Source organism: Methanosarcina vacuolata Z-761, from assembly GCF_000969905.1.
GTDB classification, from domain to species: domain Archaea; phylum Halobacteriota; class Methanosarcinia; order Methanosarcinales; family Methanosarcinaceae; genus Methanosarcina; species Methanosarcina vacuolata.
Genome location: NZ_CP009520.1, coordinates 1,438,725 through 1,456,134 on the forward strand (window position 1 = coordinate 1,438,725; position 17,410 = coordinate 1,456,134).

Genomic DNA, 17,410 nt, shown 5'->3' on the forward strand with positions numbered 1-17,410 from the left:
CATTCCAACGGGACCTAATCCCGAAAATGAAACATGCGATAAACTGAACCATTTGATTTAAAGCTTTGCCCGTACAAAGCTCGATTAAGTGAAAAATCCACAAAAAAGAGAAAAATCCACAAAAAAGAGAAAAATCCACAAAAAAGAGAAAAATCCACAAAAAAGAGAAAAATCCACAAAAAAGAGAAAAATCCACAAAAAAGAACGAAATCCACAAAATAGAGGAAAGAGGGGACATATAGGATCCTCTTCAAATTGTATGGATAAAAGTAAATTTCATGTATTTGCTGGAAATATAGAAATTTAAAAACATAATCAAGTCTGAAAACAACATCAAGCGATGCATCAAACTTTATAACTGTATGATAAAATGGTTATATATTTTTCGGGTTGGAAAATTATCCATTGAATTTGAAGAGGATACAAAAACATAAATTATGGTGAATATAATATAATTACTAAAGTTCCTGGGGAAGTAGGAAAGTAAGAGAATTCGATAAAACTCTCCAATTCATATATTCCTTACAAAATTGGGAGTTAAGGTTGAAAATTCTCTATTGAATTTGAAGAGATACGATTCTTGTAGAAATGAGAGAAATATCGAGACAGGAAATTACCCAATTGTAGAAATAAAAATGGTTTTGATACAATCTGTCATCAAAGTCGAGTTAAATCTATTATATTCAAATAATATTATATATTTATATAGTTGCAGTAGAAACACTTTAACGTTAATGAATCATCGACAGTAGGCATATTGCCTTCCTAGAGAGGAGCCTGAAGGGGCATATGAAACCAAAAACTGAAAAACTTCTAGCAAATAATCCGAATCCTGTGCTTAGTGTCGATAAGGATGGTACTGTTCTTTACTCAAATGAAGCTAGTGAACCCTTATTGCAGGAATGGGGCACGAAAATAGGAGAAAAACTGCCGTCTTCTATCGAAGATTTAGTGCTAAAAACAGTTTTCAGGAATATTCCGGAAACAAAGGAAGTTAGAGTGGGAAAAAGAGTATACCTGATCAATTTTTACCCTTTCCCGGAAGAAGGGTGTGTCAACGTTTATGGATTTGATATAAGTAACCGTGCGGGCCTTGAAGAAAAACTGTGGGAATGTGAGGAAAAGTACCGCAGCATCGTAGAGACAGCAAACGAGGGTGTCTGGATTACCGACACTGAAGCAGTTACTACTTTTGTGAATCAAAAAATGGCAGAAATGATCGGGTACACAACGGAAGAAATGATCGGGAAATCAGCCTTTGACTTTATCTATAAAGATGACATGGAAAATTTGCTTATCAGGATAAAATCCTTACAGACAGGCAGCAAAGAAAAAGGGTACGAAATGAAGTTCTGCCGCAAGGATGGCGGTATTGTCTGGTCGTTTGTGAGCTCTACGCCTCTTCTTGACGCAGAGGGAAAACATATCGGTAATATGAATATGCATTCTGATATTACCCAGCGCAAGAAAGCTGAAGAAGAGCTTAAAAGAACAAATGAGAAACTGGAGAAGTGGAACCAGGAAACAATAAACGAACGCCAACGTCTTTATAACGTGCTGGATACGCTGCCGGCAATGATAATCCTGTTAACGTCTGACTATCATATCGCCTTTGCCAACCGCAGGTTCCGTAAAAGGTTCGGGGACCCAGGTGGCCGGCATTGCTATGAATATTATTTTGGATTCACCCAACCGTGTGAATTCTGCGAATCACATAAAGTACTTGAAACCGGTCAACCTCATCATTGGGAGGTAAGCGGGCCGGATGGAAGCTTTTATGATGCCTATAATTTGCCGTTCACTGACGTTGACGGTTCTCCCATGATCCTTGAGATGGACATTGATGTCACCGAGCAAAAAAAAGCAGAAGAAAGACTTCAAGAAAGTGAGGAGAGATACCGCAACATTGTAGAGACAGCAAACGAAGGCATAAGCATAATTGATGCTGAAGAGAGAATTACTTTCGTCAATAAGCAGATTGAAGATATGTTTGGTTACAGTTCAGAAGAACTCGTTGGCAGGCCTATGTGGAACTTTCTCAGTGATGAAAGTAAGGTTACTATCAAACATACTTTAAAAAAAGGATGGGAAAACGTCAATGAGAGTCTTGAAATTCAATTTATGCGTAAAGATGGCTCAGTTATATGGACTCATACAAATTCCAAATCTATTTTTGATAAAGATGGCAAGTTTTTAGGAACTCTGAACCTTCATACTGACATCACCAAGCGAAAGGAAGTTGAAGAAGCTCTCAAAAACTTTGAGATTGCTCGTAAGAAGGAAATCCATCATAGAATCAAGAATAACCTTCAGGTAATCTCATCATTACTGGACCTTCAAGCTGAAAAGTTCAGAAATCGAAAGAATATCAATGAATCGGAAGTCCTGGAAGCCTTCAGGGAGAGCCAGGACCGAGTGATATCAATGGCCCTTATCCATGAAGAACTGTATAGAGGTGAAGAGCTCGATAAACTTAACTTTTCGCTATACATTAAGGAACTCGCTGACGCTCTTTTCTCGACTTACAGACTTGGTAATTTTGATGTCAGCTTAAGTATGGACCTGGAAGAAAATATATTACTTGACATGGACACAGCAGTTCCGTTAGGAATAATTGTCAATGAGCTTGTTTCCAATTCTCTTAAATACGCATTTCTCAACAGGGACAAAGGAGAAATCCAAATCAAGTTTCATAAAGATAATAACAGAGAAAATAGAAGCAACATAGAAGAAAGCAAAAGCGAAGAATATAAGACTACAAGTTTTATATTAACAATTTCCGATAACGGCGTGGGCATTTCTGAAGACCTTGATATCAAAGAACTTGATAGCCTGGGGCTTCAGCTTGTAATTTTCCTTGTCGACCAGCTAGATGGAAAACTTGAACTGAAAAAAGGAAATGGGACAGAGTTCATTATCAGGTTCACTGTAGTAGAAAAAAATAATCATCAGCATCAGCGCCACACTTAAATGAGTAAAGAGTAATTTATTTTGGCTTGTAGAAAACCTATCTAAACCAGCTTCAAGAGGCTGAAAAGATTTAATTTATATTTGTAATATTCGGATTCTATTCTTAATGTCAGATATTTACAGTTATTTCTTTATAGTGGTTCAGGAATCTGAATTTTTCATACTTCATTATCATTTGATTATCAAAAAGGAGACTTACTTTTGGGAACAATTAGTGAAAAAATTTTTTCCCGGGCAGCGGGAGCAGAGGCAAAAGCAAACGATTTTGTCCTTGCAGATATTGATTACGCAATGGCGCATGACGGCACCTCAGTACTTGCAGTTAATGCTTTTAAAGAAATGGAAATGGGGAAGGTCTGGGACCCCTCAAGGATTGTAATTCCTTTCGACCACATCGCGCCTGCAAATAATGAAACATCAGCTACTTTGCAAAAAGAAATAAGGGAATGGGTAAAGGAGCAGGGGATTCCGAATTTTTATGAGCTTGGAGAAGGAATCTGTCATCAGGTACTCCCCGAAAATGGATTCGCACTGCCTGGAAAACTGGTTGTGGGCGCTGATTCACATTCCTGCACCTATGGGGCTTTCGGGGCTTTTGCTACAGGCGTGGGAGCTACCGATATGGCTGAAATTTTTGCTACAGGTAAGCTCTGGTTTAAGGTGCCTGAGAGTTTCAGGTTCACGGTTGAAGGAAGGCTTGGAAAAGGGGTTTATGCAAAAGACCTGACCCTTTACCTTATAGGGAAGACTGGTATCGATGGTGCCACCTATAAGGCTGTAGAGTTTTACGGACAGGCTATCTCCGAATTATCGGTTTCCGGAAGAATGACCCTCTGCAATATGGCAATCGAAATGGGAGCAAAAACAGGGATTGTTCCACCTGACGAGAAAACCTTCGATTTCCTGAAAAATAGGGCAGTTGCTCCCTATGAGCCGGTTTATGCCGACAAGGACGCGGTCTATGTAAAAGAATCTGTCTTCTCTGCCGAGGATATTGAACCTCAGGTAGCCTGCCCGCATCAGGTTGACAATGTAAAACCTGTAGGAGATGTTGCAGGTACCCACGTAGACCAGGTTTTCATAGGGACGTGCACAAATGGCAGACTTGAAGACCTTGAGGTCGCAGCAGCAATTCTTAAAGGAAAAAAGGTTGCAGTCAGGACTATTGTAATTCCTGCATCTCGCACGACTCTCCTTGCAGCAATTGAGAACGGAACAATGGAAACTCTGCTCAAAGCAGGCATCACGCTTGCAACCCCTGGATGTGGGCCCTGTCTTGGCGCCCACCAGGGAGTGCTCGGAGAAGGAGAAGTCTGCCTTTCAACCGCAAACCGAAACTTTAAGGGCAGGATGGGAAAAGGTGGTTTTATCTACCTTGCATCCCCTGCAACCGCAGCAGCCTCGGCACTGGCAGGAGAAATTACTGATCCAAGGACAGTTTGAATCTGAGTATTGAATGCCAAAGAATTCGATGTGAGCAGCCGGGCAGAATCGTTTGAAACCTGATACATAGTTCTCAGGATTTTAAACTATCCTGCTTATCAGATTATTTTCTACCTATTCCGGATTTTCTATCTATTCCTGATCTTCTACCTATTTCCGGATTTTCTACCTATCCCGGATCTTCTATCTATTATCTCTTTAGATCTATTTTCTGTCTTTCCGAGGTATCTGTACAAAAATTCTAATTATATCCAGCGGGCATTTATACCATGAATCGTATATATTTTGGACAGGAGGGAAAACTATTACTGAAGAACTTAGTCACGATAACCTTTCACATTTGATTGAGCACTGGATCGAGCATAACGAAAGCCACATTGAAAGTTTCAAAGAATGGGCTCAGAGAGCCAAAAAAGATGGTTTTCTTGAAGCTTCCGAGGATATCCTTGAAGCTGCCAGTAAAATGGAGGAAGCAAATAAACATCTTAATAAAGCAAAAGAAGGACTTTTCCATAAGTGAAAAAAGCAAGAGCAAACTCTTAAGAACTTCCTTCTAAAGCTGTATCTTAAGAACTATTTCCTTCTAAAGCTGTATCTTAAGAACTATTTCCTTCTAAAGCTGTATCTTAAGAACTGTTTCCTTCTAAAGCTGTATCTTAAGAACTATTCTTTAAGAGCTCTGTGGCAGGATTTTCGCGTGGCGGGATTTCTGTCACTATTTTTGAGTTTCCTGGCATAAAGGTGCTTTCAGGTGCCTTTATTTGTTTATTCCTTTTATTTGAAGAGTTACATGCTTATTTTTATATTTAATCAAACTTTCAGGGCCCTGCTTCGGTAAGGATGCCTTTTACTTCATTTAAATCTGCAATAAGTTCTGAAACACTTGATTCCCCAATATACTTCATGAAATTTTGCTCTTCCTCAGGGCACAGGTCTTCGCTTTCCAGCAACTCTTGAATCAGGTTATTTCCAAAAATGCCAGGAGCAGGGTTTTCACTTTCAGTTTTTCTCTTTTCAGGAATTTTATATTCTTTATCATTATCTTCTAAAGCAAGTCTTTTATTTTCTCCGTTTTCATAATTTTCTAAATCAGCCTCGACAGTTTCTGGTTTGTCTGTATTTTCCAGAAAAGCAATTTCTTCAGCTTTTTTTCTCATATCATCGAAATCAGCTCTTTCATCGCCTTTCACATCATTTTTTTCGCTGGCAGAATCTGCTTCTTCTTTAACCCCTATCTCTGTTATATTGGCCTCTTCGATTTCAACGGTTTCTTTTGATTCAAGAGATTTATCGGAGCCTTCAACTTTTTTACCTGTTTGGCTATTTATCCTCTCTGAAATTCCGGCATATTCTTTTTGCAAAGAATCAGTTTCAACTTCAAGAGATCTGGATACTTCTTGATGCATATTTCTGCGAAGCGGCGGAAAGATTTCCTCTCTCCAGATAAACTCAGATATTTCTTCTCTTTTTTTGTCTTCGGTTTCTTGACGCTGATCAGTCCGGGACTCAAATTCTTTCTTTTCAATCCGGGATTCAAGTTCTTTCTTTTCAACCCAGGATTCAAGTTCTTTCTTTTCAATCTGGGATTCCAATTCTTTCTTTTCCCTAAACAGTTTCCTGATTTTGATTTCAACCTCCTTTTTACTTTTTATCAAATCCCCAAGTTCCATATCATCTTGGCTCCCAGGCTTAGATATCAAATGCTTCAATTCGTTAACTTTTAGAAATTTGAATCCATTGATTTTTAGATTTTTTAGCCCTTTAATTCTCAAGTTATTTAATGCATCCATTCTGTTACCTCCCACCAACCCTGAATTTTTCTTTTAGCTCTTTTAGTTCAAATTTACATTTAGTTCAAATTTATATTTAGTTCCAATTTATATTTAGTTCAAATTTATATTTAGTTCAAATTTATATTTAGTTCAAATTTATATTTAGTTCAAATTTACATTTAGTTCAAATTTGCATTTAGTTCAAATTTGCGTTTTTCAATTTATCACATCTGAAATGTAAATACCCCTGATACAACCGGCGGGACAATGATTATGCATAGCCCGGAAATTCCTGACATCAAGCCTCCATAGAAAAAGAGCTTACAGTTTCCTCCACCCTCGACAATTTTTACTACAAGAGTATTTGAAATTGTTAAAATAAGCACCACGGAAAGGGTAAATGTATAAAGCAACGGTATGCTTTCAGTAACATTGAACATGCTCATCCCCATTCCGGAAGCGCCTCCCTGAATCGAAGAATAAGACTCATTCATTCCAGAAACGAGCCCGCTAAATTTGGAAATTATCTCGATTATAAAGATTAGAAGCCCGATCATAACAACATGGAGAGTTATGGCAAGGCCGCGAAAACCGGAACTGACCAGCTGTCTTTTCATCCTGAGAAGTACAATAGAAAGACTTGAGGATGAGACTATTTCTCCTATTTCGGCAGGGTCTCCTCCAAGCTCAACTGCGTCCGTGAAGATCCTTGAGCATCGGTTGATCAGTTCGGAACCTGTTTCTCCTATGAATTTATCCCAGCAGAGCTTCGATTTAAGTCCCAGGGAAAGCCCTGCATCTAATTCCTCAACTCCCGGCCTGAGGCCGCCTATAGTTTCTTTATCAAGGTCCTCCATTGCACTTCGAATAGTGATTCCTGTTGTTCCTGCAAGAGTGCCCAGGGTCTTCACAAATGCGGGAAAACTACTATCTCTTTCATTGACATTTCGGTCGTCTATCATCGCAAAGAAGCCTATCGGAAGCGTAAAGAAAGTTATTGCAAGCAAAATATACTGGAGCTCTGTACCGATTAGAATGAGAACAATGACCGAAATTGCTCCCAGCGGAAGCAAAATCCGACTCAAAAACCTGATAATTTCCTGTTCCTTTGACCGCCTGCTCAGGGTATGAAGCTTCTTTTCAGCAGGAGCGGCTTTATATATAATAAAAAGCGCAATCCCACAGATAAAAACAGTTAGTAATACAACAAGAAAAGCAATTGTTCCGATATTTGTTATATTATAGATCATGACTGAAACAAGAATTATAGTAACAACAAGGGTTACGGACACCATCAGGGCAGTATATCCATCGGTCCATTTTTTCAGGGATTCGATACTTCTTTCATATTCATTGGAAAATATTTCTTCCCTTGTTAGTTTTTCTTGCTTCAGAAAGTTTTTTTCCGGTTCTCCAGACGAAAGAATATTTGACATTCGTCCAAAAAGCTTTGAAAGGTACTCGTCCTGCAATCGCTGAGATATATATTTGCAGGCTTTTGCATATGCATAGCCCCATTTTGAGGCAAGGTTATGAATCTGCCTGAAATATTTTGAAGCTTCATACTCTTTCTGAGAGCCTGCATAATCGAAAATCCTATCTCTTTCAATATCAGCCGTTGAAATCGCTGCCATATAAGTAAGAAGGAAGAGCATATCGTCATTTACTCTTTCAACAACCTTTGTGTCCTTCAGTTGCCGTGCAAGATTAAAGTAGCCCTCAAACCCATGCTGGTTAGCTTCTGCTTTCAGGTACGCAAGTTTCTCCTCAGGTCTCATGACATTTCTCATGATATTAAACCAGCCTCCTCAATCTGGATCAAAGTATTGAAGAGATCGTAGAAGTTGGTAATTTTCGCCTGATGGATCTTCTTGAGTATTTTTCCTTTCCTTTCAAGTTCGGAATATATTTTTCGGACCTGGTTTTCCGGAATTCCCATACGCGGAGCAATCTTTTGTTCCAGCAAATATGAATTATTTTTTCCCGTAAATTTGAAAGTATCTGTTGCAGGGTCCCACTTAAATATGTCCATGAAATTGAAAGCCTGATTATAGGAATCATAGCCTACGATTTCGTTTATGCTCAGGACTCTCCTTCCCATCCCTTTTCCAGGGATATTTACCGCGCTCTGGATGATAACCACATTCAGGTTATCTACATAGTTCTTGGGAACATTGATAGGGTCTCCTGTTAGCCTTTGAATGAGTTTTTCGACGGATGCGGCATGGAAAGTAGACATGACAGGGTGCCCTGTTTGCATAGCCTGAAAAGCAATGCTGCCTTCTACTCCACGGATTTCTCCGATTATAATCTCATTTGGGCGCTGGCGAAGGGCAGCTTTTAACAGGTCAAACATCGAGACATCAGACCCGCTATCCTCTCTTGTAGTCCTTGTAACCTCTCTGGTCCAGTTCTTGTGGGGAACCTGCAGTTCCGGCGTGTCTTCAATAGAAACTATTTTTGACTCCGGGGGAAGAAAAGTAGTTATTGCATTCATCATAGTGGTCTTTCCGGAAGCCGTTTCCCCCGAAATAAAGCAGTTCATCCCTGCCCTCAGCATCATCCACATATATGCAGCCATAATGTAGTCAATTGTCCCAAAGTCAATAAGCTCAAGAATAGAAATCGGAGTTCCCATAAATTTCCTTATGGTAAAATTGCTCCCCCTTCTGGATACATCTTCTCCGAACACAATGTTAATCCTTGACCCGTCCGGAAGAGCGGTATCAACTATAGGATCTCGATATGTGATTGGCTTTCCTACCTTCTCGGACATCTGTATTATAAAAGAGTTAAGTTCCTCAGTCTCCTGAAACGTAATTGCTGTTTTAAGGGACGAAAATACCTTATGCTCGACGAAAACCCTCCCAAGCCCACTGCAACTTATATCTTCTATATTTGAGTCCAGCAACAGAGGTTCGAGCATTCCCATTCCGATCTTGTCCCTTATCATAAGATATTTGATAGCTTGAAATTCTTCAGGAGTTACCCGGATGTTTTCCCATTTTTTCATTTTGAAGACTTTACCGGCTTCTTTTAAATTTCCAATCAATCCGAGCCTCAATTTGTCATTTTTCTCTCTCGTGACTGTTTTATTTCCCTCAAGACCTTTACTTTTTTTTTCTGCACTTTCGTTTACGTGTTCTTCTATAATGCAAACCTTTTCAAGGGCCCTTTCCAGAAGTTTTTTCTTTTCTTCCAGGTCCTTAGTATCAACATCCTCATCATGTATAACGTCGATAAGCAGCTTTTCTACAGCCTCAAGTGTGCTGTCCATATCCTGAAAAAGACAGGGTTCTATCGGGATATAGTAATTTCTTATGTCTTCTTTATCAGGATAAATGTGAACGGCAAGTCCTTTTCCAATAGGATAAATTAGGTTTGGGTGTCTGATACCTTTCATAGCTCTTGAGATCTTTAAATGGAACTCCGGGATTTCGACTTGTTCCAGAGGAAGTCGGCATATATAATCAAGAATGTGACTATTTTCTTCCCTGCCCACAAATTCCCGCAATTCTGAAGTAAGTCTCAAACGTACATCCTCTCTGGAGCGCTTTCCATTTACCGGTGCAGGCAACGGGTTGAAAGGTAGAGCGTCCATTTTAAATCCTCATTCGAGCCTTCTTTCTTAAGAGCATTTTTTCCGGATGTTTTTCCTCTTTCAGGCTTTGACTTTCGAAACTGGAATTATTTTAAGTCCACATTCACTGTTCACATCAAAACTTAACATATTTCCAGTAGTTTTTCTGGCACCCCTCAACTTCTGAATTTCCATAGTCTTTATCAGTTTATCTCCGACCTGTTCAATTCTCAGTTCCAGGCATGAATCGCAAACGGATCTTAGCCTGTAAAGCACTTCCTGGGAGAATGCATACCCATGAACACTTATTAAAATAGTCTTTCCTTTATCACAAAGTTTTACACATTCCCTAAAAAAATTCAATAAGGTATTTTCAGAAGTGTTAACCGCTAAAATCGTTAAAGAATCGATCAGGATAAGTTCTTCGTCACAGTCGTTTACGCATTTGAGCATCCTCTCTAGCAGATTATTACTTAGATCGGGATTTTCTTCAACATAGCTTGCATTTATTTCAAAAATCTTTGACCTGCCTATTATGAAATAATCTGATATGTCCTGATTCAGGCTTTCCATATTATTCAACAGGTTTCGGGAGGTTTTTTCTGTCGTCAAAGCTAAAACTTTTTTATCCTGGTTGAGAGCTCCCAACATAATCTGCTGCATGAAAATTGATTTTCCACTACCTTTTGCTCCTTCGAGAAGGCATAAAGAACCTGCGGGTATGCCTCCTTCCAGTTTCTTATCAATTTCCAGATTTCCTGAGGATATGAATTCTAAGGGTTTCTTCTCAGTTTCCGATTTATCTGATACCTCTTCACAAAATGCTTCATTTTCAAGAAATAAAGCCTCTTCCGAACTTACTCCCATACTTTTCCTCTCTCCCTTTTTTCAAAGATCAACTAATTTTTTATCTCCTTAGTTATCTAATTCAACTCATTGACTTAGCCTGAATAATTCTGGCCTATCAAACCAGTTATCTAATTCTGGCATATCAAATTAGTACTCTAAATCTGGCCTATCAAACCAGTACTCTAAATCTGGCCTATCAAATCAGCACTCTAAATCTGGCCTATCAAACCAGTACTCTAATTCATGCGTTAAAATATCCTGAAGCCTTTACTCCATTTGGGGCAGCCACCAGCAGCCAGTTTACACTCTTGTTTTCCAGGGAATCTTCGAGCAAAATCTGCAGTTCCATCTCCTCACCAGGATCAAGAATTCCGGGATTTACCAGATCTGGACTTATATTTCCCACAGTCCATTTGTTTTCTAATGCGTCTGAATCTCCCTGGTAGGGAACCCATATGGTTTTTGCAATGCCGGCTGTGTTGGAGTACTTCACTATCACGTCCATATAATCATAGTCTCCTACCTTTGTGGAGCCCGTATTATTAAGGGACACGAAAATGCCGGCCTCATTTGCAGAGATATTTGTAATTTCGATGTCGGTTTTCATTATCTCATTCTCATTTTCCTGCATTTCCATTACTGAATTTGCAAGAACGTCTGCCATGTAAAACCCCCCGCTTGAGCAGACATAAGATGCCAGGAGGAGAATTGCAACCGAAAGCATTGATGCAATAACCGTTCCGAACCCCATCATGACACCGTAAAATAGGCCTCTTCAGAAACCCCATTGTATGCACTAAATTTAATGAAATACTTCACTCTGCTGACAGGCACATCAACCGGCTTTAATCTGATCTGCAGTGTTTCCCCTTTGTCCCAGTTATCGTCATTGTTTTGCTCTATTGAGTAGTTCCAACAAGGAGCCAGACTTCCATTCTCATCATATGGTATTCTTTCAAATTTCCCGACCTCCCCAAAAAAAAGGTCCGATCTCGGTATCAAACCGGAAGATATCCCCTTAGGTCCCACGTTTTTAACCCATATGTGAATCTCTGAACCTTCATCGGCAGTTGTCTCATGTAATATTTCAAAATCGGTCTGGATCTGGTCTCCCATTGCATTAGTACGGCTGATTATAGGGTCTCCTGCAGAAATTACAGACGGGTATACAACTGAAACAAATGAAAATGCACAGATAATGGATGCTATTGTTAGAATCGCAGAGCTTATCGCTTCCCCACTCATTCTTCGACCCCGTCTTACTTTCTGGTTTCCCTTATCAGTTTGAATAAACTCAGGTAAGTTTGAAAAAACATAAACCAATTTGAATGAGCATATAGCAGTTAGATAATAGTGATATCTCAACCTGTTTATGTCAGAAATATCGATTATGCCAGTATCATTGATTCTGTCTGACAATAACGGTTAAATTATACAGTATTTACCTAAGTTTACTGACACTAATTAAATTATACAGTATTTGCCTTAGTTTACTGACACTAATAATGATTAACTGGTATTAATTTGAACATTTGATCTGCTTTTCAGTCAATTTGATGGTTCGTACATCTAGTCGGTTTCTTAGTTCGTACATTTAATTATAGAAAAATCCTGTCTTCCTTTTTTGTCTTCTCTCCAGCCGGAATCTTCGTAAAGAGGCTTTATTCCATTTTTGAATTCTCTTGGGTCGAGAATTGCACTCAATTGCGAAAGCACTGTAATATTATCTTTCATGCTAACCTTATCTTCACATGCAGGCTCTTCAATGGAAAGGTTTGCAATATTTTTGATAACATATCTGGTCTCTTCAGAAAGCGGTCCTGTAAGTGAATACAGGTCAAGCAGGACTTCCAAATTGCTGTGCCCAACTGTCCGGATGGCATAATCCACCCAGCGCATGAGCTCGACAAGGGTAAACGTATCGATTTTTCGGGATGAAATTTCAGGTTCAATAGCCTGCATTTCCTTTGTAGGAGTTTTCTGTTGTGGAATATTTCCTTCGGGAACTTCATCTGGAGAAAGGGTTCTGACCGGTTCCTGGGCACTTTCCTTATTTTTATCATTTTTTTCTTCATCAGCAGGCGGTTGAGTCTCCATTTCTGCCCCTTTTCCTTTTGTTTCAAGCCTTGGAACTCCATTTTTCTGGCCATTGAAAAAGGGATTTTCATTTCTGTTTACAAGGTCCCTTATATCCACGAGTAATTCCTTTATCTCCCCTTTTACGATTTTAAGTTCAGTTTCCATATCTGTTACTCTTTTCTCCAGTTCCATATTAACCACCTGAACAAAAAATGAAATTTCTTCATTTTCACATAAAAGAAGGGGGAAGTATCCCCTAAAATCCATAGGGATTACTTCAGAACCATAACCGGGTCGATCTGTGCGGGAGTTACTCTTGTTACTGGAACAATTGCACCTACCTTCGGTTTTATTTCAAGTCTGAATTCGACATTTTCCGCTTCACCATCAGTCGCAAGCAATGCGATGTCTGGGGTAGTATTGGGTACAGTGATAGATAATTGCACTTTCTCATGCTGTTCTAGAATCGTATCGCCGTCGTTATCCCCTATAAATAACGAACTCCATGCTACTACTGGGCTGTATATAGAACTGTCAGCATAAGATACCACCAGCATTCCATCGGTACTACTAGTTCCTATGTCCACAGGAGACTGTCCGGCTGTAAGCTGAAGGGTGACAAGTATTGTATCTACTGTATTGGGTGTAGCAGTACTTTCTTTTGCAACCACATCACCTGCAAGTTCAACTGAAGAAGTAGTCTGCTTTACACCTTCGTCGATAGTCTTCTTGGCGGTATCGGAGGTTGTAAACCCAGCCCCAAGAACCACATAAGAAAACACTGCTGCCACAACTACAAAAGCGGTCAGCACAATTGCTGATTCGAGCCCTGTAAAGGCTTTATCATCTTTTCTAAAAATGCTAAAAATTCCTTTCATTCTAGTTCACTCCATATGTTATTTTTGAATGAAAGTATATAGAGAAATTAAAGGGTCATGTTCTCAGCATGTCTATTTCTCAAGTTTAACAGAGTTTTTTGATGGGAAATGAGATATTCAGGAGCTGATCCACATGGTTCCCTATTAATTACCCCCATACACATACCCATAAATTTCCAATAGATACTAACATCTTCTGATTTATTAACTTTTCTTAAAAATTGGAAAAGATGGTAAATGAAGATATATTAATAAAGAATTATAGAAAAGCTGTCTACAAATTTGTGAATTATTCTTAAATTTGAAGCTGCTCCCAAATTTGGAACTGTTCTGAGAAAAATCAAAATCTCCGTAAATCAGTGGAAGTGTACCGAAAACAAGAGAAAAGTTTGAGTTTGAGGATTTTATCCCCAAACCCTATCCTGCGTGATCACAACCCTTTTCAAAAAAGGCTTGACCGAAAACCCTGTCGCCATTTGAGTTTGAGAACCTTATCCCCAAACCCTATCCTGCGTGATCACAACCCTTTTCAAAAAAGGTTTGACCGAAAACCCTGTCGCCATTTGAGTTTGAGAACCTTATCCCCGAACCCTATCCGGCGTGATAAACCGGCGCAACGGTTTGTGATCAACCGGCGCAACGGTTGCGTTAAAACTTTCCACGACCTAGCTGAGCATGGGCACGGGCAAGATGTCCTGCAGCCTGAGCTCCTATAAGGTTAATTTCTCCTGCAAGCACGGCAGAAGCTACGATTTCCGCAAATTTCTTAGAGTTTACTCCGGGAACGTCACCTGCGCCTGCAACGTCAAGAATGTTCAGGCAATCTCTCTGGGTCCCAAGACCAGTGCCTCCGCCAACGGTTCCCACAGGCAGAGCAGGTAGAGTAACAGAGCAGTGAATTTCGTCATATTTCGTAAGCTCCATGCTCGTAATTGCAGTGCTCCCTTCAACAACATGGGCCGCATCCTGTCCGCAGGCCAGATAAATCGCAGCAATAATATTTGCAGCATGGGCATTGAAGCCAAGCGCACCTGCTCTTGCCGAACCAAGCAGGTTTTTGCTGTAGTTTACTTCAAACATGGATTCAGGTGTACATTTCAGGGTCTCCTTGACAATTTCCTTTGGAATCGTAACCTCAGCTACAACGGTTTTTCCTCTTCCGAGAATTGTGCTTATGGAAGCAGGTTTTTTGTCCGTACACATATTTCCTGAAATGGTAATGGAATGTGCACCGAATTCGTCTTCTATAAGGTGCATCACCGCGTCGGTAGCTATAGTCACCATGTTCATGCCCATAGCGTCTTTTGTATCATACGAGAACCTGAGGTGTACATATGTGCCGACTATGAAGGGTTTTACAGAAAGCAATTTTCCAAAACGTGTCGTTTTCTCGGCAGTGGCTTTCATCTTCTCGAAAATCTCAGGACATTTTACCCACTCATAAAATTCTTTAGCTCTGATAACACTCTCAAACTTAAAAACAGGCGCTCTCGTCATTTCGTCTTCGAAGACCCTGACATTGGCTCCTCCTGATTTTGTGATAACCGAACAGCCGCGATTTACGCTGGCAACAAGAGCTCCTTCAGTTGTGGCAAGAGGGATGTAGTACTCGGAATTCGCATATTCGCCATTTACCTTCAAAAGTCCAGCAACTCCGAGAGGAATCTGAACTGCGCCTATCATATTTTCAATATTCTTTTTCGATGCTGCTTCAACATCAATGGAAAAATTCTGGATATGTTCAAACTCAAGTTTTGCAAACTCCTGTATTGCGAGTCGTCTGATTTTTACTGAAGTCACGGGGTCTGCAAACTCCTCAATCTTACGAAGAGCCACATCTCCATCCAGAACCTTTTGTAAAAGAACTTTTTCTTCTTCACTTAATTCATAATCCTGTAAAAACATGAAATCACCTGCTGAAATTTTTTTCTTTTTATTCCTAAAAAATTAATTGACTGAAGGGCTAAAATCTTCAATATTAAATAACCACTTTAAAGTCGTATACTTAGGCTGAAATCTTCAATATAAAATAACCACTTTAAAGTCGTATACTTAGGCTGAAATCTTCAATATTAAATAACCACTTTAAAGTCGTATACTTAGGCTGAAATCTTCAATATTAAATAACCATTTTAAAGTATTATACTTAAGTTGTATACTTTATATTAAAATCCATTTTTACCCTTATTATGTGCACAAACGCTCTCTTGTTTGATTTGCGTTTTTATATTTTTATTCTAATATGTGCATATTGACATATAATTCATTCCTCAATGTGATATTTTCTGTTAGCCCTGAACAGTATAAAAAATAAAGTACATATAAAAAGCTCTATCGGTCTAAACTATATCGAAAAATATCATGGCATTTTAGAAAATTTAAGATTTACATAAAAATTCTCAGACCCGGTTACAGCTCCATTAAACCGGAAAAGACGAAAAATTGCAGATTAGCTCTCTCTCAGGAAATCCCTTGTTTTTCTATACCTCTAAGTGATTTAAGACAGAAAAACTGCAATTTTAAATCCACCCACTTGTGCAAAAATTAACGCTGTTTACCCCTAACTCAGCCCTCTTGAGAGAACGAAGCGAGCGAAAAGGGCACCGTCCTCCTGAGACGGGACTCGGGTGATGGAACTCGGGTGGTGGAACTTGGGTGATGAAACTCGGACAGCGAAAAGAGCACTTTCATCCCGAGATGAAACTGGTGTGGGTAAGTAAAGAGCAAAAGGGATTCTAAAACGGCTAAAATTGAATGAAGTGGAAATTACATATTCTATAAGCTGGTTTCAGGTTTATATTTCGTAGAAGGACAGGTTGGGGGCAGGCTAGAATTATTAGGTTGAAGAAAACCTGACTTAGAAAAAGCTACAATAAAACACATGTAATTGCTTAAAGCTGTTATTGCTTAAACATCTCATTTAATTTTAGAATTTGTAAGGCTCAGAAAGTAATGATTAACTGGTTTTCTTCAGTATATCTCAGAAAGAGTTCCGCTACCTCTTTTGAGCAGATAAAGTCGATTCCAGGGATCAATTCTTCTTTTTTAAGCCCGATCATATCCGAGGCAAGCTGACAGCACCGAAACTGCACTCCCATATCTATACATTCCTGTACAGTGTCATCGTACTTGGGTGATCCTCTTATTTTATCTTTCTTTGCAAGTAGCACCCCCATAGGCCCCCACAGAATAACCAGCACGTCGAGCCCTTTACTCCTGTAGTACTTCGCAAACTTGAGAGTTTCCTTAGGGCTGGTGCTTTCGTACACCATATTTTTTAGCAGCAATAATACTTTTTTGACTTTTGTCATAAAAACTCCAGGTTTGAATAATACATTTCTGAAACAGATTACCTGGATGTATATAAAGTTTCACATTGAAAACTTGCATAAAATAATTCTATTTCTCTTTATAGTAACTGGCAAAATTTAGATACTTATACATGATTAACTAACTCGATTGCAACATAAAATAATATATTCACTTCAACACTTTTAATCTAACCTGAACTTTTGTTGTAACAAAAATTTTTAAAGTTTATGACTAATTCTAAATGCCCATATTTGAGAGTTCGGCTTGATAGAAATCTTCAATTTAAGCTGAACATCTTTGGATTTGTTCGTAATATCGTACACTATGAGTCTATTTTTCATCTTTGAAAATGATATTTTAGTAATAATGAGAAAAAATCTGAGAAAATTAGTTGAACAGTCGGCGTGCAGAATTAAGGCCGAAATTTGAATTAAGTAATTGTCACATAAAGATGAAATTAGTAGGCAGAGTTTTCATAAACTCAATCTTTAATTGGTGACGTTGATCTTAAAAATCAAGGAGCTAAG

The 17,410-nt window shown here is 39.1% G+C and carries 14 protein-coding genes; 4 read left to right on the top strand and 10 right to left on the bottom strand.

Going from position 1 to position 17,410, the window contains the following annotated elements:
• Nucleotides 1-88: 88 nt before the first annotated feature.
• The 4 genes from MSVAZ_RS20105 to MSVAZ_RS06185 all read left to right on the top strand — a co-directional run bounded on the left by MSVAZ_RS20105 (nucleotide 89) and on the right by MSVAZ_RS06185 (nucleotide 4,933).
• Entirely contained in the window at nucleotides 89-307 is a 219-nt protein-coding gene (locus tag MSVAZ_RS20105) for a hypothetical protein (RefSeq protein ID WP_157206031.1), read from the top strand.
• 482 nt (nucleotides 308-789) lie between these two features.
• The gene (locus MSVAZ_RS06175; protein WP_048119355.1) at nucleotides 790-2,970 is read left to right on the top strand and encodes a PAS domain S-box protein; all 2,181 of its coding nucleotides are present in this window, start codon (nucleotides 790-792) and stop codon (nucleotides 2,968-2,970) included.
• Between the two features lie 210 nt (nucleotides 2,971-3,180).
• Nucleotides 3,181-4,413, top strand: a complete 1,233-nt coding sequence (gene hacA / locus MSVAZ_RS06180) for a homoaconitase large subunit (protein WP_232316290.1) — start codon at nucleotides 3,181-3,183, stop codon at nucleotides 4,411-4,413.
• Nucleotides 4,414-4,753: 340 nt separating this feature from the next.
• Nucleotides 4,754-4,933, top strand: coding sequence for a hypothetical protein (locus MSVAZ_RS06185; protein WP_048119360.1), 180 nt, complete (start codon nucleotides 4,754-4,756; stop codon nucleotides 4,931-4,933).
• A gap of 298 nt (nucleotides 4,934-5,231) precedes the next feature.
• Here the strand turns inward: MSVAZ_RS06185 and MSVAZ_RS06190 are convergent, their stop codons facing one another.
• From MSVAZ_RS06190 to MSVAZ_RS06235, 10 genes are all read right to left on the bottom strand, one after another.
• Nucleotides 5,232-6,203, bottom strand: a complete 972-nt coding sequence (locus MSVAZ_RS06190; RefSeq protein ID WP_157206032.1) for a coiled-coil domain-containing protein — start codon at nucleotides 6,201-6,203, stop codon at nucleotides 5,232-5,234.
• Nucleotides 6,204-6,409: 206 nt separating this feature from the next.
• Nucleotides 6,410-7,975: an archaellar assembly protein FlaJ gene (flaJ, locus tag MSVAZ_RS06195; RefSeq protein WP_232316231.1), complete on the bottom strand. Its 1,566-nt coding sequence runs from the start codon at nucleotides 7,973-7,975 to the stop codon at nucleotides 6,410-6,412.
• Nucleotides 7,972-9,786 carry a type II/IV secretion system ATPase subunit gene (locus MSVAZ_RS06200; protein WP_052727903.1) on the bottom strand — a complete coding sequence of 605 codons (1,815 nt, stop codon included), beginning with the start codon at nucleotides 9,784-9,786 and terminating at the stop codon, nucleotides 7,972-7,974. The genes flaJ and MSVAZ_RS06200 overlap by 4 nt, the downstream gene beginning before the upstream one ends.
• Before the next feature lie 60 nt (nucleotides 9,787-9,846).
• The gene (locus MSVAZ_RS06205) at nucleotides 9,847-10,632 is read right to left on the bottom strand and encodes an ATPase domain-containing protein (protein ID WP_048119366.1); all 786 of its coding nucleotides are present in this window, start codon (nucleotides 10,630-10,632) and stop codon (nucleotides 9,847-9,849) included.
• Nucleotides 10,633-10,855: 223 nt separating this feature from the next.
• A complete protein-coding gene (locus MSVAZ_RS06210) occupies nucleotides 10,856-11,368 on the bottom strand; it encodes a hypothetical protein (RefSeq protein WP_232316232.1) in 513 nt (170 codons plus the stop codon).
• Complete coding sequence (locus MSVAZ_RS06215) at nucleotides 11,365-11,859, bottom strand: hypothetical protein (RefSeq protein WP_048119373.1); 495 nt, start codon at nucleotides 11,857-11,859, stop codon at nucleotides 11,365-11,367. Before MSVAZ_RS06215 ends, MSVAZ_RS06210 begins: the two co-directional genes overlap by 4 nt.
• A 336-nt stretch (nucleotides 11,860-12,195) precedes the next feature.
• Entirely contained in the window at nucleotides 12,196-12,885 is a 690-nt protein-coding gene (locus tag MSVAZ_RS06220; RefSeq protein ID WP_048123751.1) for a hypothetical protein, read from the bottom strand.
• 80 nt (nucleotides 12,886-12,965) lie between these two features.
• On the bottom strand, nucleotides 12,966-13,571 hold the full coding sequence (locus MSVAZ_RS06225) for an archaellin/type IV pilin N-terminal domain-containing protein (protein WP_052727904.1): 606 nt from the start codon (nucleotides 13,569-13,571) through the stop codon (nucleotides 12,966-12,968).
• A gap of 648 nt (nucleotides 13,572-14,219) precedes the next feature.
• Nucleotides 14,220-15,476 (bottom strand): hydroxymethylglutaryl-CoA reductase (NADPH), encoded by a 1,257-nt coding sequence (hmgA, locus tag MSVAZ_RS06230; protein ID WP_048119375.1) that lies wholly within the window; start codon nucleotides 15,474-15,476, stop codon nucleotides 14,220-14,222.
• 1,037 nt (nucleotides 15,477-16,513) lie between these two features.
• Nucleotides 16,514-16,882, bottom strand: coding sequence for a DsrE family protein (locus MSVAZ_RS06235; RefSeq protein ID WP_048119379.1), 369 nt, complete (start codon nucleotides 16,880-16,882; stop codon nucleotides 16,514-16,516).
• Nucleotides 16,883-17,410: the final 528 nt, after the last annotated feature.